Raw genomic sequence first — 21,178 nt, forward strand, 5'->3', positions numbered from 1 at the left:
ATTTATTCTCCTTGTCGATTGATCCATTGCCAGGCAAACCAACAGCCCAGGCAGAGCCCGGCAAAGATGAAGGTCAGGGTAAAGGATACGGCGCAGGGCCAGAGCCGGTCAAGGACTCTGCCAACCATGGCACCTGCCACCAGGGGCAGAACGATCATCCAGCCAACCGTACCAATCATGCCAAGGCCAAAATAGATGGATTGTTTTTCCTGTTTTTGGGCCTTGATGTGCTGGTCTGTTTTTCGGGCAACGATTCCAGGCAGGGGCTCCTTGTCTGGATTGTGGGACGGCCGTGTCATGGGTGCTTGAGCGCTGCAAACCGGCGCAGCAGGCCGTACTCCAGTCCTGTAAGGGCCGTGCGTGATTTTTTCTCCATTTCAGAGATCTCCTTGAATTGGTGTAGGACAACCTGGGCAAGGGTTTCATAGGCTTTTCCCCGGACAACATTCCGGGTTGAAATCCACACCCTGGACCCTTTTTTGACCAGGGTGGCGTGGTCAACGGCAAAATAGACCGGGGTGTCGGGTTTGATTTCCACCGTCAGGATGCTGGGAACCAGAATGGACACATAGTCGATATGGTTTGGCAGCAGGGTAAAGTATCCTTCCATGCCCTCAGCAACTATTTTTAGTACCTTGTCAGCTGAAAAATACAGGGATGTGGGAAGATTGATGCTAATCTGCATGGGGCTTTTTCACCTCGTCAATGGTGCCGATCATGTACAGAGACTGCTCCGGGGTGTCGTTGAATTCCCCCTGGAGAATGCGTTGGCATCCTGCGATGGTGTCTGCCAGGGGAACCCGTTTGCCTTTAAGGCCTGTGAACTGCCCGGTGGTAAAAAAGGGCTGGGTCATGAATCGTTCGAGACGCCTTGCAACGGCAACGGTGGTACGGTCCTGTTCCGACAGTTCTTCAAGGCCAAGCATGGCAATGATATCCTTTAAATCCTCATAATCGGACAGGGTCTTTCTTACCGCCTGGACCGTCTGGTAGTGGTCGTTTGAAACAATGGCCGGGGTGAGCATGCTCGAGTTTGAGGCCAGGGGATCGACGGCCGGATAAAATCCCTGGCTGGCGCGTTTTCGGGCAAGCACGATGGCGGCTGACAGATGGGAAAAGGTGTGGGAGGCTGCAGGATCGGTAAAATCGTCGGCAGGGACATACACGGCCTGGACCGAGGTGATGGCCCCGTTGGCGGTGGAACAGATGCGTTCTTCAAGCTCGGCAAGCTCGGATGCCAAGGTGGGCTGGTATCCCACATGGGAAGGAATTCGGCCCATGAGCCCGGACAGCTCTGAGCCTGCCTGGATGTAGCGGAAGATATTGTCAATGAGCAGGAGGACATCTTTTTTCAGGGTGTCCCGGAAGAATTCCGCCAGGGTCAGGGCACCGTGGCCCACCCGGAACCGGGCCCCGGACGCCTCGTTCATCTGGGCAAATACCATGGCGGTCTTGTCAAGTACCCCTGCTTCTTTCATTTCGCGAAACAGCTCTTCAGCCTCCCGGCATCGTTCGCCAATGCCGCAGAACAGGCTCACTCCCTCATACCGGCCAACCATGTTGTTGATCATCTCGGTGATGATAACTGTTTTACCAACGCCTGCACCCCCGAAAAGACCGGCTTTCCCTCCTTTTTCAAGGGGCGATAGCAGGTCAATGATTTTTATGCCGGTTTCAAAGATTTCATTCTGCACGGTTCGCTGGATCAAAGGAACGGGTTTGGCATAGACGGGCCGATATTGGGTGTCCGGGGCAAGGGGGGGGCCACCGTCAATGGGTTGGCCAAAGACGTTGATCATGCGGCTGAGCAGGTTTTCTCCCACGGGCACCATGAGGGGGTTTTCCGTGTTGAGGACCCTGTTTCCCCGGGCAAGTCCGGCTGTGGGTGATAAAGCAATGGCCCTCACCAGGGTTTCGCATAAATGGAGGGCCGTTTCAAGGATGACGGTATTGTTAAGGGCTGTCAACCGGGTATTGATGCAGGGCAGGGGGGCTTGAAATTCGATGTCAACAATGCTGCCGTTGATGCTTACGATGGTTCCTTGCTTTTCCATGGGAGTCCGTGGGTTTCGGTCTGTTTTCAGTTAAGGAAACACATTGATCGCGATATGTTGAGTATGGCGTAAAGCAAACCAGGTTGTCAAATGGAATTTTAAGGTGTCAGGTGTTGCAGATACAGCTGTCCCTATTTCTTAAGTTGAAATTTGTCCAGGCGGTTTCCGGCGCTGTCAAAGGCTTCACAGGTAAGGGTGTTGTTGTCCACCCGGATGACCTGAAAGAGCTGTTGCCCCGTTGCCGTTACTTCCATGAGAGGATCGTAGCGATGGTTGACGGGGTAGGATTTGGGACCACTTACCGAAGTGACATAGACCGTTCCCCGGTTCTGCCCGACAATGGCTTGACCACTGACAAGCCTTTTGGTGCGGGCATAGGTGTGGTCATGGCCCTGGAGAACAAGATCCACTGAAAAACGATCAAAGATTGGCACAAACAACTCCTGGCGACGATGATCCCTTCCCCTGTGGCCCGTGGAATAAATAGGCTGGTGAATCGCTGCAATCGTCCAGGGTTGGGGATTGTCGGCAAGGATGGTTTCCAGCCATTGGGCCTGGACTTCAAGCTGTTCATTGCCGTTGAGCATGATGAATCTCACCCCCTGGTAATCCAGGAAATAGGCGGTTTCTTCAAGGCCTTTTGGGCCATTCTCCGGCAGGGTGAACTGGGGCCGCCACAGGGGAAAAATACGGAAGGCATCCCCTTTGATCCTGCGGCGGTCTGGATATTCGTGGTTGCCCGGCACAAGGATCATGGGGGTGACGCGTGGAATAAAACCAATGGCGTCAAACAACTCCTCCCACTCCCGGTCCTTGTCACCGTTATCCACAAGGTCTCCCACAAAATGCCAGAATGCGGCATCCGGGGCCGTTGAAAAGGCCGTCCTGAAAGTCCTTGAACACAAGGATTTTACCTGTTCCTGGGGATCTCCAAAATAGACAAAGGAAAAGGGGGTGAAGGTATTCTGGGCTGTTCTGAACTGATTCCACTCGCTCCAGACGGTGCCGTTCCCGACCCGGTAAGCATAGAGGGTGCCGGGTGTCAGCTCTTTGAACACCACGGAGTGGGAGAAAACAATTGAATTGTCGTCCAGGGTAACGGTTTCATTGAGGGCCGGTGTGGTTGAGGCTTTGGTGGCAAAATCGGGAGATCCCGTGGCCTTTGCGATTTCAGCCCTCGAATTTGTGGCGATGGAAGGGGTTCTCCAGGTCACGGCCTGACTTGAGGCCGGTGTCTGGGTGAGGTTGAGAATAATTCGGCTGGGTATTGGCGACTGCTGTAACTGGGGTTGCCCGGACAGGGTGTTGAGAGGGGTTGTAGCACAACCCACGGTAAGGAGCAATGCCACCAGGAGCAGCAATGGTTTTGACTGGATGGATTTTAAATCCCATTTCCTTGAATTGAAAAACATTTGGGGCTCCTTTTCCGGGCCATGAATGGGGACGGATATGGATCCGTCCCCAGGGGTACAAATTTTATTCAGATTATAGGACTAAAGGTCAAGGGAGAAACCTACCCTGAAATTTCTTCCCTCTCCAGGAAAACCGATTTCCTGTTCATAATCTTCGTCAAGCAGGTTGTTCAATGACACATAAACGCTCATCCTGTCACGGAATTTTTTCGAAATCCGGGTGTTGAGGATGAAATAGTCATCACTTCTCGTGGTTTCATTGGTGGGGTCCAGGGGTGTTGGAAGATCCTCATACATGGTGTCGACATAGATTCCCTGGAGGTCCACCTTGACGAGTACTTTTGGGATGGTCAACGCACATCCCAAACCATACTTGTTCTCAGGAACCCCTGCCACCTTGTCTGTGACCCGGTTGTCGCTTTCATCTTTCGCATGATTGTAGGTATAGTTGGCGTTCACGGAAAAATAGTCGCAGAAGACCACCTTGACTGAGGTCTCAAATCCCAACATGGAAACGTCTTCCACATTGGAATATACATCATCACCCACGAGGTTCTGGACATAGTCCCTGGAGATCCAGCCTGAGATGTCGTGGTAGAATCCTGACACATCGGCCGTGACGCGTTTGCCAAAAGCCTTTGTCACCCCCAGGGTGTAGTTGATGCTCTTTTCCGCGGTTAAGTCTGGATTTCCGCTGGAGGATGAGTAGAGCTGTCCCAAAGTTGGGAACCTGGTTTTCTTGGCCACGGAGCCGTAAACTTTAATCTGGTCCTTTTCCCAGGTGAATCCAGCCATGGGGTTGAATTCAGACATTGTGGAAGGTGTTTCCATGTCTGTTTGCCCCTCAAAAACGTAGTTTGAGCTGGATAGTTTTTCATAAACGTAATCCTGGGCTTCGGTGATATCAAACCAGTCATAGGATGCACCGGCATAGAGGGCGAGACCAAAATTGGTGAAGAATTCATGCTCGGTTCCAATGGATCCCGTGTATGCCTCATATTTGTTGTAGGGCAGGTAGTCATCATCCCTGCCTTCATGGGTGTCCTGCTTAAAATGCAGGGAGACATGGCCTTTGTGCATGTCGGCAAACTGAAAGTCACCAAACAAAGATCCCCCGACAAAGTTGTCTTTGTATGTGCTTTCTGCAACCACAGTGTCAAAATCTGGGCCATCATAGGAGACATAGACATCTTGGTGGTCATGGTAAAACAGCTTGCCCCTGAGGGTCAGGGCACTTGAAATGGTATGTTTCCCGCTTAAATCGACTCCCCAGTCCCTGTAGTCGTCAAACCGTGAATAGGATGAAAACGCCGGTTTGTCGCCGGCTTTCGGGAAATACTTTGCATAATCCGTGGCAAGTGGATGTCCAAATTCAGAATCCATGATGTGAAAGCTGACAAAGTATTCGGAATCCGTTGTGGGAGTAATGCCCATTCTTGCCCAGAATTTGTCCTTTTTATAGTCTGAATTGATCCGGAAACCACCGTCTTCAAGAATTTTACCTTTTACCTCTGTGGGTTCAAAATCATCGGACATCCGCCAGCCGTCCGATTCCTCGTGGAGATAACTCAGCCAGTAATTGACGGCCCCAATCTGGTTTCCGTGGGACAATCCCCCTGAGTAAGTGCCGTTTTCTCCAATTTCTCCCTGGAGGCTGAGGCTGGGTTTCTGGGTCCCTTTTTTGGTAACGACGTTGATAACGGCAATCTGGGCATTGGCGCCGTAGAGAACCGAAGGGGCGTTTTTGGTGATCTCAATCTTGCTGATGATGCCCACGGGTATCTGGTCAAGGTTGAGCTTGCCGTAGTATGTTTCATAGTAGGGAATGCCATCAATTAAAAACAAGGTCTTTTCCGAACCAAATCCGTGGATTGAAACCTCGGGTTCATTTTTACTTCCCCGGGTCATGGTGATGCCCGGCGCAAATTTCAGGGCTTCAGCAAGGGTGGTGCTGTTGGTGGCCTTGATCTCAACGTCTGTGATTACCTGGGAGATACCAATGTCAGCCACATCTGTTTTTTCCCCTTTGACAACAATGTCTCCCAGGGAAAAGGTATCGTCCGGGTCCGGGGTGGCTGCGTAAAGATCTCCTCCTGCCATGGCCATCAATAAAATGGCTGCCACGGCATACCGTCTAAATTTCATTCATCTTCTCCTTTTTTGATTTTCCTTTAAAAAATAATGCCAAATGGTTATAAGGCATACAACTCCTTCTTTTAGGTCGGCATTTTCTTTTTTTGACCCTGGTGTTGTCAAGTATATTATGAATCTCTCCTAAGAAGGACAATGGATAACCATGGATGACAATTTTTTAGGGGTTTTAACTAATATGTTGACAACCATTACTCCCTTTTTTATAACCGGCACGGCCGGAGCGGGGATATGGCATCTGATTACAAGGAAATTTGAACCTTCGCAGCAGAGGCGACTGGGGAGAGGTTTTGCCCCTAGCGGATTAAACGGCAGATGCCACATCTGTTCACAAACAGGAGAGAAAAAAGATGAAAAAATATCTGATTTACACGCTGATCGTAATTGCGGTCCTTTTGCCGGGCAACGGCTGGAGCCAGACCCGTACATTGGTGGATATGGTTGGTCGTACTGTGAGTCTGACCCGACCCGTCAACCGAATCGTGACAACGTTTAAGCCCACCACCCTGTGCCTTTTTTCCATGGGCCTTCAGGATAAACTGGTGGGAATAGATACCAGTTCAAAGAAAGATCCCCTGACCCTGGCTGTGATGCCGGACGTGGCTAAACTCACGGCAGTGGGAAGTAAATCAACCGGGATCAATTTTGAAACAGTGACCTCCCTGAAACCGGATCTGGTTATCCTCTACGCCCAGAAAGACGGTTTTGATCTTGCCCAGAGACTGGGTGTCATGGAGATACCTAGCATCATCATTCTGCCCGAAAGCTTTGAAAGCGTTAAAACCAGCCTCAACATCATTGCCCTGGCCGCTGGCGTGCCTGAAAGGGCAGACCGGGTTGTGAAACTCATGGATGGGGTACTCCTGATGGTTGACCATCGGGTGGCCACCCTGGGTGTCCAGGAGCAAAAGACCGGCTATTTTGCCTCGTCAAGGGGGCTGTTCAGCACAGCCACGGGAAGCATGCTCCAGGATGAGATCTTTCAACGGGCAGGGGTGGTCAACGTGGCCCATGATCTTCAGGGGTATTTCCAGGATATTTCCCCTGAGCAGCTTTTACGCTGGAATCCAGACCTGATGGTCATTTCACAGCACCTTCATAATCCTGTTGCTAAACGGCTGAATGATCCGGTTTTAAGGCGGGTGAAAGCCGTTGCCAACCGGGATGTGTACCGATCCCCATCCAACCTTGCCCCCTGGGATTTTCCATCGCCCCTGGCCGTTCTTGGTACGCTGTGGCTTGCCAACAGGGCCTATCCCGATCTCTTTTCAGATATTGATCTTGGTGTTGAAGTTGACCGGTTCCATGCTGAGCTCTTTGGACGAACAATGACCGAAATGGGCGGCACGCTCAACGACCTTGTCCTTGACGGAGCTGGCCTGTGACCCCTGGTGTTGAATCCTATGGAACAACCAGGAGGCGTCTGATTCTTTTCCTGGGTACGGTTTTACTGCTTCTCTTTCTTGCCTCCCTTTTTGTGGGGCGGTTTGAGGTCTTTCCAAGTGATATCCGGGAGATGATTGCGGCTTTTTTTTCAGGGGCCTCCCTTTCACCGGATCTTGTCTCAAAACAGCTTGTAATCCTCTGGATTCGTCTTCCCAGGTGCCTCATGGCCGTGCTGGTGGGCATGGGGCTGTCTGTTTCAGGGGCTGTTTACCAGGCCTTGTTCAGAAATCCCCTTGTTTCCCCCGACATCCTCGGGGTTGCTGCCGGATGCACCTTTGGTGCGGCCCTCGGCCTGGTGCTTCCGGGGTATCATTTTTCCCTGGTGCACCTGCTGTCCTTCGGGTTCGGGCTTGGGGCCGTTGGTCTGGCCATTGCCATTGCCCGGCTAATTTCGGTCAAGCCCATCATTGTGCTTGTTCTTTCCGGCATGGTGGTCATGTCATTTTTCAACGCCCTTTTAATGGTGCTTAAATATTTTTCAGATCCCTTTGATGAGCTTCCAAGCATTGTTTTCTGGATTATGGGCAGCCTCACCCGGGTTGCCTGGAACGATATTTTCATCATTGCCCCGGTTACGGTGCTGGGGCTCTTGTTTTTCATGCTGCTGCGCTTCAGGCTCAATGTTCTATCCCTGGGAGATGTTCAGTCAAAATCCCTGGGCATGAATCCGGGGCTGTTTCGATTCCTATTTATTGTCACAAGCTCATTCATCGTTGCCATGACCGTTGCCACCTGTGGTCAAATTTCCTGGATCGGATTGATTATTCCCCACATGGCAAGAACCATTGCAGGACCGGAGCATGAACGGATGTTGCCTGTGACCGCCCTTTTGGGCGCCCTTTTCCTTTTGGCGGCAGACGATGTGGCAAGGTCTGTTTCAGCAGCTGAAATTCCCGTGGGCATCATTACGGCACTCACCGGTGCCCCGGTTTTTGGATTTCTTCTCTACAAGAACAGGGGAAGCGGATGGATTTAACCGTTGAATGCTGTGGGCTGGGGTTCAGGTACGGTCAGACCCAGATCCTTGATGACATTTCGTTTGGAATCAAGCCCGGGCTTTTTTATGCCATCCTTGGAAAAAACGGCTCAGGCAAGACTACCCTTCTCCACTGTCTCAATAAAATTTTAAAGCCGACGGCCGGAACTGTCAGGATTCTGGGCCGGAATATGGCAGATTTTTCCCAGGGAGAAATCGCCCGGCACATCAGTTTTGTACCCCAGGAGCACATGGAGATTTTTCCCTTCCGGGTGATTGATGTGGTGGTCATGGGAAGGGCGCCGTTTATCGGGTTGACCAAAATACCCGGCCAGGAGGACCGCAGACTTGCCATGGATGCCTTAAGATTGCTCGGTTCCGAGCATCTTGCCGGGTGTAACTTTAACCGGATTTCAGGGGGCGAGCGCCAGATTGTCCTCCTTGCCATGGCCCTTGTCCAGGCAGGCCGGGTCATGCTGCTGGATGAGCCCACCAACCACCTTGACTTCCACAATCAATATCACCTTCTTCGAAGGATCAAAACCCTCTGTGCCACCCAGCAAACAAGTGTGATCGCCTCCATGCACGATCCCAACATGGCCATGTGCTTTGCAGACAGGGTCATCATGCTTAAGCACGGCAGGATTATTGCCGCAGGCGGTCTGGACGAAACCATGACCACGGCCAACCTCGACCGTCTGTACGAAACCAAAACCGTGGCAGTCTCCACCCTGGAACGAACACGTTTCTTTTTACCGGAATCGGCAGTGGACGGCCTGGAAACCGATACCTATCAATAAACAGGAGTAAGCATGCACGTCATCATCACAGGAGGGGTTCAAAGTGGAAAATCAACCCTGGCAGCCGGCCTTGTTTCATTTTTAAAGGATCGGGGGCTACCCATTGCAGGCATTCTTGCCACGGGGCTGTGGAAGGATAACCTGCGCCACGGCTTTGACCTGACGGATCTGAAAACAGGGATTACAACACCCCTTGCAAGGCGGGTGAGTCGCCAGGAGAGCCGGGGCATAACCCCGTTTGAATTTTTTGACCAAGGTATGGCCGCAGGCAAAGGGGCCCTTGATGCCAAAAGTTGTGCCCATGCCCGGATGATCATGGTGGATGAGGTGGGCAAGCTTGAACTCATGGATCAGGGATGGGCCCCATTTCTGACAGGCCTTATTTTAATTCCGCGGGCCGTTCATGTCTGGATTGTCCGGGAAAATCTTGTTAAAGCGGTTTGTCGTCACTGGCATCTTGACCGGGTGGAAATCGTCCATGTCAGCGACACGGCTGCACTTGAACGTCTTAAACGATTGTGTGTAAAGGAACAACAATGAACGCTCAAATTCCCTTTTTAATTTATTGTAGCATGGCAGGACTTTTTTCAACGGCCTTTGTCCTGGGGCTGTTTAAACAGACGCGATGGAGCCGGGGCCTTGGCCTTGCCGGCACGGTCGCCTGTGGGGCAGGTGTTGTCTGGCTGATGGCCACTGAAAAGAGGCTTCCCCTGTACGGCTCCCTGGAAGCCATTATTTATGTCTCGTTTGTTCTGACCCTTGTTCAACACTTTGCATCGCCCCCGGTGCAAGCCAAAAGCAGAAACAGGCTCCGGGTTGTGACCCATGGGGTGGTCTGTCTGCTGCTTGTTGTCCAGGCGGGACGGCCCATGGCGTTTAATGCTGATTTTTTCATGTATGACAATCTCTGGGTTAATCTATTTTTTAATCTGCGGCTCAATGCTGTGGCCCTCTTTGTCTGGGCCGCCATTGTTTCCATGGTTGGCGCATGGTCCCAACCGGGGCGGGCAGGTTTTGACCGGGAAACCCGTGATCGTCTCATGTACGGGGGGCGTAATTTCCTTTTAACGGGTATTGCCGTTTATCTTGTCAGTGAATGGTCGGGGTCTCTGTGGTGCCTTAACTGGTTTGGCGATTCCTGGCAGTGGAGCCGGGGCTTTTTCAAGGCCGGGATTATCTTTTTGCTGGTCATGGTGGCAAGCCATCTGCCCAAGTCCCTTGCAGGATCGGACAGAGTCAAAGCCCTTTTTGCTGCCTGCCCCGGGGGGTACATTCTTTTCATGCTGTTTCAGCATTAACAGGAGGCGTCATGGTCCGTTTTTTTTCTTCGCCCAAGCTCACCTTTATTCTGCTCTTGTCCCTTGTGCTGCTGCTGGGTCTTGGAACGGTATTCTCCCTGTTCCCTGATCTTCTGGACGGTATCCGGCTGATGAATGAATCCCTCATTCAAGTTTGGTTTTTTGAGGCCTTACGCACCCATTGGCTTTTACCGATCTGGTTTCTTGTTATCTGTGTTTGTTCTGGACTGCTTTTTTTAAACACCCTTGTGTGCAGCGTTTCAAAGCAACTTGTCACGGCCCTTAAGGTTTCAACCCCGAGGCGATGGGCGTTTTTCATGATTCATATCTTTTTTCTCATGGTGCTCTTCTGCCATGGCATTACCCTGGTTTCAGGAGAAAAGGTGAGCAATGTACAGCTGTTTGCCGGTGATAGCTATGAATCGGATACACTTACCATACGATTGAACTCCCTTACCTTTACGGACAATAGCGATTTTCTCAAGCTTGGACCCAAAAAGAGCCGGGAGGTGATGACCCGAAAACTTTTCCATCGAACAGCCAATTTTGCAGATCTTCTTGTTGTTGAAAAAGACCGGCCGCCTGTTTCCGGTCGTATCATGATGCTTTCCCCCCTTTGTTCCGGCAACCTCAGGGTGACCCTCACACGGTTTGTCCCTGGTAAGGAGGAGAACAGGGGTGAAATCGGCGTTAATCTGACCATCACCAGAAACGGGTTTATACCGTTTTTTTTCGCCATGTATGCATTCATGATCATTTCACTGGTCTGCTTTATTGCCGTCACCTGGAATCCCCAGGCAAAGGGGGACCCGACCATAAATCCACAGCCCATAAAAGGAGAAAGATGATGAACCAGACAGCTATTACCCAGACACAGGTGATCGACCACATTTTAAGCCAGCTTGAGACGATTCCAGACCAGGATGTCACCTGCCTCACCTATGGGGCACACATTGTTTCAGTGGAGAGCAGCTCCATGGGGATTGCCACCTGGGCCTGTGGACAGCATCCGATTTCCCTTGATTCACTGCCAGAAATCGGTTCGTCCCATTCGGTAAAAACCATTGCAGGGCTTCTCCATGACAAGGATCCCATGAAGAGTTCCCTTGGCCTTGCCGCAGTCAACTCCCTGCTGCCGGATCCCCTGCCTGGGGATATGGTGGATGTCAATGCCGGGGATCTTATTCTTGAGCTTGGCAGAAAAAAGCGGGTTGCCGTCATCGGCCATTTCCCGTTTGTGGAGCGCATGAAGGGAAAATTCAAGGAACTCATGGTGTTTGAGAAAAAGCCCCAGTCAGGGGATCTTGAGGCCGGGCTCATTCCCAAACACCTTCCGTCGGCCGATATTGTTGCCATCACTGCAACCACCCTTTCCAACGGTACCCTTGCCGGCATCCTCGCCTGCTGTCAACCCTCGGCCGTCAAGCTGATCATCGGACCGAGCACCCCGGTCACCCCGGCCCTTTTTGCGCTTGGGTTTGACTATGTGGCCGGGGTGGTCGTCCAGGACGGGGACCTTGTCAAAAAGGGAATAGAAGAGGGGTGTTCATTCAAGCAGATACGGGGTGTAAGCCATGTGATTCTTCAGTCTCAGTCTGTATAACCGGCACGGCCGGAACGAGGAATGGCTCCGGCCCCAACGAATTTTGAAACACCGTCATTGACAATGATTTGGTGGGTGTTTCATATAACCCACATGTCCTGGCCGACACAACGAAGCATGAAACTCGACAGTAGTAGGCGGGCGGGAACGGGTGTTGCCCTGAACGGGTTAAATGGCAACGGTGGACACGAGGTCCAAGGAGTTGCCATTTTCCTCGGAGCAGGCCATGGACGGCCTGTGAGAATGAGTGAAGGGCAACACCCGTTTCCGCCGGCCGGTCGAAGCGAGTTTCATATAACGGCCATGTCGGCCTGCCGACACAACGAAGCATGAAACACGATAATACCGGGCAGGCGATAGTACCATTCCGCCCTCTTTGGTTACCCTGACCGGAACGGTAAACGTCGGGGGAATTTCTGCCCTTCCAGACTAAAGCGCAGGAACTGCGGGCTAAAGTCCTCAAACAGCCTGCGCTTCTTAACGCCTGGAAGGGCAAAAATCCTATCCCCTTTGGTTTACAATGTTCCGATCAGGGAAATCAAAGAGGGCTCGAAAGTCGAGACTTTCACAATGATGTTTCGACAAGAGTTTCTTATAAACCCACATGTCCTGGCGGGCACAACGAAGCATGAAACTCGACAGTAGTAGGCGGGCGGGAACGGGTGTTGCCCTGAACGGGTTAAATGGCAACGGTGGACACGAGGTCCAAGGAGTTGCCATTTTCCTCGGAGCAGGCCATGGACGGCCTGCGAGAATGAGTGAAGGGCAACACCCGTTTCCACCGGCCGGTCGAAGCGAGTTTCATATAAACCGGCACGGCCGGAACGAGGAATGGCTCCGGCCTCAACGAATTTTAAAACGCCTTCATTGACAATGCTTTGACGGGTGTTTTAAATAAAAAATCTTTGATGTTATGTGTCCAGTCAATCGCCCGGGTGAAATACCAAGGATTCACTCAAAAATAAAGCACCTGCCATGGGAATGTTTGGTTTAGGGCAGCTGCCGATCCTCAGGGACTGAAAAAAACGATTTTACCTCAGCAACCAGCTGGTTTTCAGTTAATTTTTCTGCGGATTTGACTGCTGCAATCCTGGGGTGGGGGACTTTTATTTTTTCAATTTCCTTGGTCAGTTCGTGTTTCGCCTCACCCGGTCCAAAGATCAGGAGTGTATCCATTTTGGCGAATTTTTGAATAAGCGTGTGATAAAAATCGTGGAGTTCATGTTTGCGGCGCTCGTCCGCGGTTTTCTCCTTTGAGACGGACTGGGCCATGGCCGTCCCCGATGCCTTCCACCCGCCTTTTGGCCGGAAGTGGCTGTCGGCATTTGATTTGATGTGCTCAACCGTTGTCTGGTCGTCTTTAATTAAAATCAAAAAGGCATCCCTGTGGTCAAGCCAGATTCCCATCTTTTTTTTCTGTTCTGATTTTATCATCTTGTCTCCTTTATGGATTCGCCATTATCCTTGACCATCATTAGCCAAGGAACTAACCCTGTCAAGTGCAAAAAATAAACCTTGATTTGCTGTAATTTCAGGGAAAGAAAAAGACTGAATGGAATCCGTAATTGGATGAAGGTTCCCTGAAAAAGATTGTAAAATCTGGGAAATAGGGTATAAGTCGTTCTTTTGTTAATATCTAATGCCCGGCGGGAGACCTGTCGGGCATTGTCACGTATGGAGAACAAGGTATGCAGCTCAACTGTGGTATTGTAGGACTTCCCAATGTGGGAAAATCAACGCTTTTTTCGGCCCTGACATCGGCGCCTGCCGAGGTGGCCAATTATCCGTTTTGTACCATTGAACCAAACGTTGGTATTGTGAGCGTTCCAGATTCGAGGCTCGCAAAAATAACAGGTTTCGTCAATCCCAAAAAGGTCATTCCTGCTGTAGTTGAATTTGTGGACATTGCAGGGCTTGTCAAGGGTGCTTCCAAGGGTGAGGGGCTTGGCAATAAATTTTTGGGTCACATTCGCCAGGTCGGGGCCATCATCCATGTGGTGAGGTGTTTTGACGATCCGGATGTGGTCCATGTGGAGGGCAGGGTGGATCCCCTGGCCGATATTGAAACTATTGGCATTGAGCTTGCCTTTGCTGATCTTGAAACCGTTCAGAAGCGGCAGGGAAACCTGGTCAAGCTTTTAAAATCCCAGGACAAGGCTGTGAGGGACAAGGCCCGGGCTGTGGAGCCTTTGCTGCAGCGGCTTGTTGAGGCCCTTGAAAATGGAACGTCTGCACGCAATATCGGCCTGGACCCGGCCCAGCGTCTGCTTGTTCAGGATCTGCATCTGATCACCATGAAGCCCCAGCTCTACTGCTGCAATGTGGGCGAAGAGGATCTGGAATCTGAAAATGACCGTGTAGCAAAGGTCAAAGCCTTTGCAGAGTCTGACGGTTCTGGTGTGGTGGTGATCTGCGGAAAGCTTGAATCCGAGATTGCGGCCCTTGATTCCGTGGCAGAAAAATCAGAGTTTCTCGAGGCTGCAGGCCTTGAAGAGTCCGGGCTTGATCAGCTGATCCGCATGGGGTACGATATGCTGGGGTTGATGACCTATTTCACCGCAGGGCCGAAGGAAGTCAGGGCCTGGACCTTTCCTGCCGAGGCAAAGGCGCCCCAGGCAGCAGGGGTGATTCATACGGATTTTGAGCGTGGGTTTATCCGGGCCGAGGCCTACCACTGCGAGGACCTTTTTGTCCATGAGTCGGAACAAAAGCTTCGGGAGATGGGCAAGTTAAGGGTCGAAGGCAAAGAGTACACGGTCAAAGACGGGGACGTGCTTCACTTCAGGTTCAACGTTTAGCCCTTGCTCGAACCAAAAAAAGGGATACAGTCAAAAGCTGTTATCCCTTTTTGTCTTATATGGTAGCGGGGGCTGGATTCGAACCAACGACCTTCGGGTTATGAGCCCGACGAGCTACCAGACTGCTCCACCCCGCATCAACCTTATAATCTGTAATTTGTGGTAGCGGGGGCTGGATTCGAACCAACGACCTTCGGGTTATGAGCCCGACGAGCTACCAGACTGCTCCACCCCGCAACAACCCGGCTAATATAGGAGAAGTTGGGGGGCAAGTCAAGAACTATTTTAAAATAGTTCTTATTCGTTTTTAAGGGCAAGTTCAAGCTCGTCCGGGCTGGCTGTTGCTGTCCCCACCTTTCCCACAACAATGCCGGCGGCTGCATTGGCTATGGCTGCGCTCTCTTCAAAGCCTGCCCCGGCGGCAAGGGCCAGGCCCAATATCGATATGACTGTGTCTCCGGCGCCTGATACGTCAAACACCTGGCGGGCCTGGGAGGCTATCCGCACAGGGGTCTTACCTTGTTCAAGCAGCATCATTCCGTCCCGTCCACAGGTGATGACAAGGCGTTCAATGCAGGCGGACGCCATGATCCTGAGTCCGGCCTGGATCAGGTCGTGGTCTGTTTTAATGTCAATACCTGCGGCAATGCCGGCTTCCTTCTGGTTGGGCGTTAAAACGGAAACCTGGCTGTATTTCGTGAAATCAAGGCCTTTGGGGTCGGCAAGGACAAGGATGTTGTGGGACTTTGCAATGGCAACGGTCTGCCTTACAAGCTCCCGGGTGACAAGGCCCTTGTCGTAGTCAGAGATTATGATCAGATCCACACGGGGTGCCACCCCGGTGATAAATGAGATCAGGCGTGTCAATGTGGTGGAAGAGATCTCTTTCTTTGTCTCCTTGTCGATCCTCAATACCTGCTGGTTGGAGGCGATGACCCGGGTTTTCTTGGTGGTGGGTCGGTCTGGTTCGTCAATGATGCCCCCTGCATCAACCCCGAGCTCCTTGAACTTGTCAAGCATCATCCGTCCGGCCGTTCCCGTGCCGGCCGTTCCAACAACACTCACCCCTGCGCCCATGGCCACGAGGTTGTTGATGACGTTGCCGGCACCGCCCAGGGTGTAGGTTTCGTTTATGACGGACACAATGGGAACCGGCGCCTCAGGTGAGATGCGGTCAACTTCGCCCCAGAGGTACTCGTCGATCATGAGATCCCCAAGGACCAGTGCCCGGATCTTTTTAAATTTGTTGAGATCCATGGTCATTACTGTATAAGAGATCCGATCATTGTTTTGAGTTCCTCGTAGTTTCGGGTGACTTTGAACTGGGGAAATTCCTTGACCACATTGTCAGGGGGCATGAAAAAGAATCCGTGGTCTGCCTCGCCAAGCATTGCTGTGTCATTGTAAGAATCCCCAAAGGCGATCACTCGGTAGTTGAGACCCTTGAACGCCTTTACCGCATGTTTTTTCTGGTTCTGCTGCCTGAGGTTGTAGTCTGTGATCCTGCCGGAGTCGTCAACAACCAGGCTGTGGCAGAAAAGGGCGGGGAATCCAAGCTTTTTCATCAAGGGGCGTGCAAACTCTTCAAAGGTGTCCGAGAGGATGATGATCTGGGCACGTTCCCTTATCCAGGTGAGGGCTTCTGCGGCTCCTGCAATGGGGTCGATGGTAGCGATGACATCGGTGATGTCCTTGAGCTTGAGGCCGTGCTGGTCCATGATGCTGAGTCTTTTCTGCATGAGTACATCATAATCTGTAATGTCCCGGGTGGTGAGTTTTAACGCCTCAATACCGGTCTTTTCTGCAACATTGATCCATATTTCAGGGATAAAAACCCCCTCAAGGTCAGAGCAAATGAGATCCATTGGGTTTCCTTCTGTTTGTTTGAATGTTTAATTGTCCGTTTCTTCGATTCGAATCACCACGGGTTGGTTCATGATCGAGTCAAGGGTGGAAATTTCTTTTAATGCCTTCTGGGCGTTCTCTTCCTTTGCAAGGTGGGTGATCATGATTATTGGCACGGTGCCGTTGGTGCGTCGTCCCTTTTGGTGGACGATCTTGATGCTGATGCCGCATTCGCCGAGAATGCCTGATATCTTGGACAAGACGCCGGGTTGGTCGGCCGCTTCAAATCTGAAGTAGTAGGGGGTGCTGATCTGGCTCAGGGGAAGAACAGGGATGGGTCGGATGTTGGTTTGAGGGCAGCCCAGGATCGGCACCCGGTGTCTGGCGCCGGTCATGATATTTCTGGCAATGTCGGCAATGTCGCTGATAACGGCGCTGGCCGTGGGCATCATGCCTGCGCCATGGCCGTAGAGCATGGTCTGACCGGTTGCATCCCCGTCAATGGTAACGGCATTCATGGATCCTTCCACGTGGGAGAGAGGATTTCTGTTGGGAATCATGGCAGGATGAACCCTTGCCTCCACTTCGGTAGCGCTGTTCTTGCTGATGGCAAGAAGCTTGATGGTATAGCCGAACTCCTTGGCAAATTCAATATCCATGGGGGTAATTTTGGTGATGCCCTCCACATGGATGTCGTCAAGGTTGATATCCATGCCATAGGCAAGGGCGTTGAGGATGGCAAGCTTGTGGGCTGAATCAAACCCCTCCACGTCCAGAAAGGGATCAGCCTCGGCAAAGCCAAGTGCCTGGGCCTCTGCCAAAGCCTTGTCAAACGAACAGCTTTCGTTGGACATTTTGGTCAGGATATAGTTGCAGGTCCCGTTGAGGATACCTGTGATACCTTCGATGCGGTTTCCCACCAGGGATTCCCGCAGGGTTTTGATGACAGGCATGCATCCGCCGGTACTTGCCTCAAAACCGATGTCCACCTGGTGCTCCATGGCCGTCTTGACCAGCAGGTTCCCAAAGCTTGCCAGAAGTGCCTTGTTGGCCGTTACCACATGTTTGCCGTTTTCAAGGGCCTTGAGCATGAATTGTTTTGCAATGCCCTTGCCTCCAATGGTTTCCACCACAATATCAATGTCAGGGTCGTTGAGTACCGTGTTGGCATCGGTGATGAAAACACCCTCACCAAAGGCGACGCCCCTGTCCGTTGTCGTGTCTAAATCTGCAACGTATTTCAGGTTAAGCCGGGCGCCGATACGTGATTCTAAGAGGGCTTGCTTTTCGATCAAAATCCTGGCGACGCCGCTTCCTACAATTCCGCATCCGAGTATGCCGATTTTTATGGTTTTCATGGTTGTTGATTGTTCTCCCTAAACCCTGTGCCGTTTTGCCCGGCAGGTCATCAAAAATGTTAAAATAAAATTTAAGACTACTAAATACAGTAGACGGACCGCCATGTCAAAAAAGTTTTGACTTTTAACGGGAATAGGGCTATCTTTCGAGATTCAATTGACCTTATAGCTGGCATGGCCGGAGCGGGGTATTGGTTTCGGTTACAACGAATGCTGAAAGGCCTCTGATTGTGATGCTTCGGGGTCGTTTCATATAGATAGAGTTGCTAAAAAAAGGGGTGTTTTAATGGGTGAGTCTTTGACATATGCTGAAGCTGGTGTTGATATCAGCAAGGCAAACGATCTTGTGAATACGATTAAAAAGCTTGCAAAGGGTACACCTAGATCCGGTGTCATGGGCGAAATCGGTGGTTTTGGCGGACTCTATTCGTTGAACCTGGCCAATGTGTCCAACCCCGTGCTCGTAAGTTCAACCGACGGTGTCGGTACAAAACTAAAAATTGCCTTTATGATGGACAAACACGACACCATCGGCATTGATCTTGTCGGCATGGTGGTCAACGACATTGCTGTCCAGGGCGCCCGCCCGTTGTTTTTCCTTGATTATCTTTCCATGGGGCACCTTGACAACAAGGTGGCGGCAAGTGTAATTAAGGGGATTGCCGATGGCTGCACTGAGGCCCAGTGTGCTCTTATCGGCGGTGAAACCGCTGAAATGCCTGGGATGTATCTTGATGGCGAGTATGATCTGGCCGGTTTCTCCGTAGGGCTTGTGGACAACGCCAAAATCATTGACGGCTCAGGAATTCGCAACGGTCATCGGCTTATCGGCATTGCATCCACCGGGCTGCACAGCAATGGATTTTCCCTTGTCAGAAAGATCTGTTTTGAAAAATGCAGTTATGGTGTGTCAACTCACATTCCAGAGTTTGGCCGAACCCTAGGCGAGGAGTTGATCACACCGACCCGGATCTATTCTCAACCCCTTTTGAACCTTGTGCGTGACCTTCCCATCCATGGGCTTGCCCACATCACCGGCGGTGGCATTGACGAAAATATCATTCGGGTGATACCCGATGCCTGCAAGGTGGTAATTGAAAAATCAAGCTGGGAAATTCCCCCTGTATTCCAGTTCCTTCAGAAAGCAGGCTCCGTGTCCGACCATGAAATGCACCGGACCTTTAACAACGGGATCGGTATGATTGCCGTTGTCCCGGAAGCGTCGACCCAGGATGTCCTTGATCGGCTTTCTGCCATGGAGGAACCCGCTTACCTCATTGGCGAAATCTGCGGGCGTGAAAATTCTGAACCCCAGGTCGAGTGGAAATAGCCGGATCGAGCAAGTTTTATGATAATTTTGGGTATTGAATCTTCGTGTGACGATACAGCTGCCGCTGTTGTATCCGATCACAACACTGTCCTTTCGTCCGTTGTCTCCTCCCAGGTAGACGTTCACCATAGGTATGGCGGCGTGGTTCCGGAACTTGCATCGCGCATGCACATTGAGGCCATATCCCCGGTGGTTGCCCAGGCCGTTGACCAGGCCGGTATTTCCCCTGACCAGATAGAGGGCGTGGCCGTCACCCGGGGGCCGGGACTCATCGGTGCTCTTCTTGTGGGGTTCAGTTTTGCCAAGGCGTTTGCCTGGGCGAAAAATATTCCCTGGGCCGGGGTGAACCACCTTGAGGGCCATATCTATTCCCTGCTTCTATCCGATGACCCGCCTGCCTTTCCCTTTACTGCCCTGCTTGCATCGGGCGGTCATACCAGTATTTTCCATGTGGTATCCCAGGATCGGTTTGAACTCCTGGGCCAGACCCGGGACGACGCAGCCGGCGAGGCCTTTGACAAGGTTGCCAAAATGCTGGGCCTGGGGTATCCGGGCGGTGCTGTTGTGGAGGCCCTTGCAGCCAAGGGTGATCCTTGCCTGATTCCCTTTCCAAGATCCTTTCTGGACAAGGATGGGTTTGATTTCAGCTTCAGCGGTTTAAAATCGGCAGTGGCCCGGTATGTTCAGTTGAACAGGGAGAACCTTGGGGAGATGATGCCCCACATTGCTGCTGGATTCCAGTCCGCTGTAACGGATGTTCTTGCCTTTAAACTCATCCATGCAGCCCGGGCAACGGGTTGCTCCCGCATTGCCATTGCAGGCGGGGTTTCTGCAAACAGGTTTCTTGCCTCAAGAATGAAGATAGAGGCCGCAAAACACAATATGGCCCTTTATCTTCCACCACCTTCCTTTTGCGGGGACAATGCTGCAATGATTGCGGCAAGGGGGCACCGGCTAATCAGCCAGGGCGATCTCTGCCAGCTCGACAGTGATGTTTTTTCAAGAACCCGTTTCCTTTAAAACCTGAAACTTTTAGGTAAAAATCGTTCCTTGAGACGGGCAATCCGTTCAAGGGATTGGCCTGCCATTTCAAAAAGCCGCTCATCTCTGCCCGTCTGTTGTTCGATTTCAATTACTGCTTTCTCAATGTCTGGTCCTGTGTGACAGATCAGGGCAAGGTCTATATTTGCCTTGAGAATCTGGGTGATGCAGGTTGATATATCCTGTTTGATCGCCTTCATGTCGAGATCATCGGTCATGGATACGCCCCTGAATTCAATCATATTCCTGAGAAGTTGGTCTGCAATAGCAGGGGAGAGGCTTGCCGGCCAGACTGGATCAAGGGCTGGATAGAGAATGTGGGAGAGCATCATTGTTGCCACATCTGCCTCCACGGCCCGGGTAAAAGGCACAAGATCGCTGGATTCAAGCAGTGTCCCATGGGCATGGAGAACCGGCAGTTCAAAGTGTGAGTCAAGTACCGTTCTTCCGATACCTGGAAAGTGCTTTGCACAGGCCATGATGCCCTTTGCCTGAAGGGTTTCGATGATACAGGCACCAAGGTCTGCCACCCGTTCAGGACCACCTGGAAGGGCCCTGGAAGCCATGATGCTGTCAAAACCATCTGGAACCACATCCAGGACAGGGGCAAGATTGAGGTTGACTCCCACAAGGGCGAGTTCCTCTGCCATGGAAACGGCAAAGACCCTTGCTTGATCCCGGGTGGTGATAGTTGGATTGCCTGGAAAAGTTTTAAAATGGGGGGCCTTGAGCCGTGCCACGACGCCGCCTTCCTGGTCGATGGCAATGAACAGGGGGGGCAGTCCTTGTGACGCAGCGCAGGCCTGGGCCCGGTCGCAAAGATGCTTGACCTGGGCCGGTGTTTCAATGTTTATGGCAAAGAGAATCAGCCCCCCGACTTTAAGATTTGATATCAGGTGCTCAATCTCGCTGTTAAATTCGGTTCCCCTGAAACCAGCCACCACCCTCTGGCCGGCACGTTCCCTGTCCGTGGTCCTTTTCTGGTTCATGTCGTTAATTTCCTTGACTTGGTCTGCTGCTGAGAATATTTATTATAGTTTATCCTTTAAACGTAAAGATAAAGACA

22 protein-coding genes and 2 tRNA genes are annotated in these 21,178 nt (G+C 51.6%); 12 read left to right on the forward strand and 12 right to left on the reverse strand.

Features of this window, described 5'->3' with window-relative positions; genetic code table 11:
* Nucleotides 1-2 precede the first annotated feature (2 nt).
* The 5 genes from HRM2_RS06645 to HRM2_RS06665 all read right to left on the reverse strand — a co-directional run bounded on the left by HRM2_RS06645 (nucleotide 3) and on the right by HRM2_RS06665 (nucleotide 5,611).
* Nucleotides 3-299, reverse strand: coding sequence for an AtpZ/AtpI family protein (locus HRM2_RS06645; protein ID WP_015903235.1), 297 nt, complete (start codon nucleotides 297-299; stop codon nucleotides 3-5).
* On the reverse strand, nucleotides 296-685 hold the full coding sequence (locus HRM2_RS06650; protein ID WP_015903236.1) for a protein AtpC1: 390 nt from the start codon (nucleotides 683-685) through the stop codon (nucleotides 296-298). The genes HRM2_RS06645 and HRM2_RS06650 overlap by 4 nt, the downstream gene beginning before the upstream one ends.
* Nucleotides 675-2,054: a F0F1 ATP synthase subunit beta gene (atpD, locus tag HRM2_RS06655; protein WP_015903237.1), complete on the reverse strand. Its 1,380-nt coding sequence runs from the start codon at nucleotides 2,052-2,054 to the stop codon at nucleotides 675-677. The genes HRM2_RS06650 and atpD overlap by 11 nt, the downstream gene beginning before the upstream one ends.
* 131 nt (nucleotides 2,055-2,185) lie before the next feature.
* On the reverse strand, nucleotides 2,186-3,466 hold the full coding sequence (locus HRM2_RS06660) for a purple acid phosphatase family protein (RefSeq protein ID WP_015903238.1): 1,281 nt from the start codon (nucleotides 3,464-3,466) through the stop codon (nucleotides 2,186-2,188).
* A gap of 81 nt (nucleotides 3,467-3,547) precedes the next feature.
* Nucleotides 3,548-5,611, reverse strand: coding sequence for a TonB-dependent receptor plug domain-containing protein (locus HRM2_RS06665; RefSeq protein ID WP_041273102.1), 2,064 nt, complete (start codon nucleotides 5,609-5,611; stop codon nucleotides 3,548-3,550).
* 356 nt (nucleotides 5,612-5,967) lie between these two features.
* Between HRM2_RS06665 and HRM2_RS06670 the strand changes: the two genes are divergently transcribed.
* The 9 genes from HRM2_RS06670 (at nucleotide 5,968) to HRM2_RS26530 (ending at nucleotide 12,611) form a co-directional block, all read left to right on the forward strand.
* Nucleotides 5,968-7,002 (forward strand): ABC transporter substrate-binding protein, encoded by a 1,035-nt coding sequence (locus HRM2_RS06670; RefSeq protein ID WP_015903241.1) that lies wholly within the window; start codon nucleotides 5,968-5,970, stop codon nucleotides 7,000-7,002.
* Nucleotides 6,999-8,039, forward strand: coding sequence for a FecCD family ABC transporter permease (locus HRM2_RS06675; RefSeq protein WP_015903242.1), 1,041 nt, complete (start codon nucleotides 6,999-7,001; stop codon nucleotides 8,037-8,039). The genes HRM2_RS06670 and HRM2_RS06675 overlap by 4 nt, the downstream gene beginning before the upstream one ends.
* Nucleotides 8,030-8,839 (forward strand): ABC transporter ATP-binding protein, encoded by an 810-nt coding sequence (locus tag HRM2_RS06680; protein WP_015903243.1) that lies wholly within the window; start codon nucleotides 8,030-8,032, stop codon nucleotides 8,837-8,839. Before HRM2_RS06675 ends, HRM2_RS06680 begins: the two co-directional genes overlap by 10 nt.
* Before the next feature lie 12 nt (nucleotides 8,840-8,851).
* Nucleotides 8,852-9,379, forward strand: a complete 528-nt coding sequence (locus HRM2_RS06685; RefSeq protein WP_015903244.1) for a nucleoside-triphosphatase — start codon at nucleotides 8,852-8,854, stop codon at nucleotides 9,377-9,379.
* On the forward strand, nucleotides 9,376-10,137 hold the full coding sequence (locus tag HRM2_RS06690; RefSeq protein ID WP_015903245.1) for a hypothetical protein: 762 nt from the start codon (nucleotides 9,376-9,378) through the stop codon (nucleotides 10,135-10,137). Before HRM2_RS06685 ends, HRM2_RS06690 begins: the two co-directional genes overlap by 4 nt.
* A gap of 11 nt (nucleotides 10,138-10,148) precedes the next feature.
* Nucleotides 10,149-10,985 (forward strand): hypothetical protein, encoded by an 837-nt coding sequence (locus HRM2_RS06695; protein ID WP_015903246.1) that lies wholly within the window; start codon nucleotides 10,149-10,151, stop codon nucleotides 10,983-10,985.
* Nucleotides 10,982-11,740: a DUF364 domain-containing protein gene (locus tag HRM2_RS06700; protein WP_015903247.1), complete on the forward strand. Its 759-nt coding sequence runs from the start codon at nucleotides 10,982-10,984 to the stop codon at nucleotides 11,738-11,740. Before HRM2_RS06695 ends, HRM2_RS06700 begins: the two co-directional genes overlap by 4 nt.
* A 117-nt stretch (nucleotides 11,741-11,857) precedes the next feature.
* A complete protein-coding gene (locus tag HRM2_RS06705; RefSeq protein ID WP_232364213.1) occupies nucleotides 11,858-12,073 on the forward strand; it encodes a hypothetical protein in 216 nt (71 codons plus the stop codon).
* A gap of 295 nt (nucleotides 12,074-12,368) precedes the next feature.
* Nucleotides 12,369-12,611 carry a hypothetical protein gene (locus tag HRM2_RS26530; protein ID WP_148214575.1) on the forward strand — a complete coding sequence of 81 codons (243 nt, stop codon included), beginning with the start codon at nucleotides 12,369-12,371 and terminating at the stop codon, nucleotides 12,609-12,611.
* Nucleotides 12,612-12,730: 119 nt separating this feature from the next.
* Here the strand turns inward: HRM2_RS26530 and HRM2_RS06710 are convergent, their stop codons facing one another.
* Nucleotides 12,731-13,174: a hypothetical protein gene (locus HRM2_RS06710; protein ID WP_015903248.1), complete on the reverse strand. Its 444-nt coding sequence runs from the start codon at nucleotides 13,172-13,174 to the stop codon at nucleotides 12,731-12,733.
* A gap of 254 nt (nucleotides 13,175-13,428) precedes the next feature.
* Between HRM2_RS06710 and ychF the strand changes: the two genes are divergently transcribed.
* Nucleotides 13,429-14,538 carry a redox-regulated ATPase YchF gene (ychF, locus tag HRM2_RS06715; protein WP_015903249.1) on the forward strand — a complete coding sequence of 370 codons (1,110 nt, stop codon included), beginning with the start codon at nucleotides 13,429-13,431 and terminating at the stop codon, nucleotides 14,536-14,538.
* Nucleotides 14,539-14,598: 60 nt separating this feature from the next.
* Here the strand turns inward: ychF and HRM2_RS06720 are convergent.
* The 5 genes from HRM2_RS06720 to HRM2_RS06740 form a co-directional block, all read right to left on the reverse strand.
* Nucleotides 14,599-14,675, reverse strand: a tRNA-Met gene (locus HRM2_RS06720).
* A gap of 23 nt (nucleotides 14,676-14,698) precedes the next feature.
* Nucleotides 14,699-14,775: transfer RNA gene (locus HRM2_RS06725), tRNA-Met, on the reverse strand.
* A gap of 60 nt (nucleotides 14,776-14,835) precedes the next feature.
* Nucleotides 14,836-15,795: a D-glycero-beta-D-manno-heptose-7-phosphate kinase gene (gene rfaE1 / locus HRM2_RS06730; RefSeq protein ID WP_232364214.1), complete on the reverse strand. Its 960-nt coding sequence runs from the start codon at nucleotides 15,793-15,795 to the stop codon at nucleotides 14,836-14,838.
* 5 nt (nucleotides 15,796-15,800) lie between these two features.
* Nucleotides 15,801-16,403 (reverse strand): bifunctional phosphoserine phosphatase/homoserine phosphotransferase ThrH, encoded by a 603-nt coding sequence (thrH, locus tag HRM2_RS06735; protein WP_015903251.1) that lies wholly within the window; start codon nucleotides 16,401-16,403, stop codon nucleotides 15,801-15,803.
* Nucleotides 16,404-16,430: 27 nt separating this feature from the next.
* Nucleotides 16,431-17,741, reverse strand: a complete 1,311-nt coding sequence (locus HRM2_RS06740) for a homoserine dehydrogenase (RefSeq protein WP_015903252.1) — start codon at nucleotides 17,739-17,741, stop codon at nucleotides 16,431-16,433.
* 286 nt (nucleotides 17,742-18,027) lie between these two features.
* Between HRM2_RS06740 and purM the strand changes: the two genes are divergently transcribed.
* A complete protein-coding gene (purM, locus tag HRM2_RS06745) occupies nucleotides 18,028-19,071 on the forward strand; it encodes a phosphoribosylformylglycinamidine cyclo-ligase (protein WP_015903253.1) in 1,044 nt (347 codons plus the stop codon).
* A gap of 18 nt (nucleotides 19,072-19,089) precedes the next feature.
* Nucleotides 19,090-20,091 (forward strand): tRNA (adenosine(37)-N6)-threonylcarbamoyltransferase complex transferase subunit TsaD, encoded by a 1,002-nt coding sequence (gene tsaD / locus HRM2_RS06750; protein ID WP_015903254.1) that lies wholly within the window; start codon nucleotides 19,090-19,092, stop codon nucleotides 20,089-20,091.
* Here tsaD and HRM2_RS06755 read toward each other — a convergent pair.
* The gene (locus HRM2_RS06755; RefSeq protein ID WP_015903255.1) at nucleotides 20,088-21,101 is read right to left on the reverse strand and encodes a glycoside hydrolase family 3 N-terminal domain-containing protein; all 1,014 of its coding nucleotides are present in this window, start codon (nucleotides 21,099-21,101) and stop codon (nucleotides 20,088-20,090) included. The genes tsaD and HRM2_RS06755 overlap by 4 nt on opposite strands.
* Nucleotides 21,102-21,178 lie beyond the last annotated feature (77 nt).

Origin of the sequence: Desulforapulum autotrophicum HRM2, assembly GCF_000020365.1 — a bacterium.
GTDB lineage: Bacteria > Desulfobacterota > Desulfobacteria > Desulfobacterales > Desulfobacteraceae > Desulforapulum > Desulforapulum autotrophicum.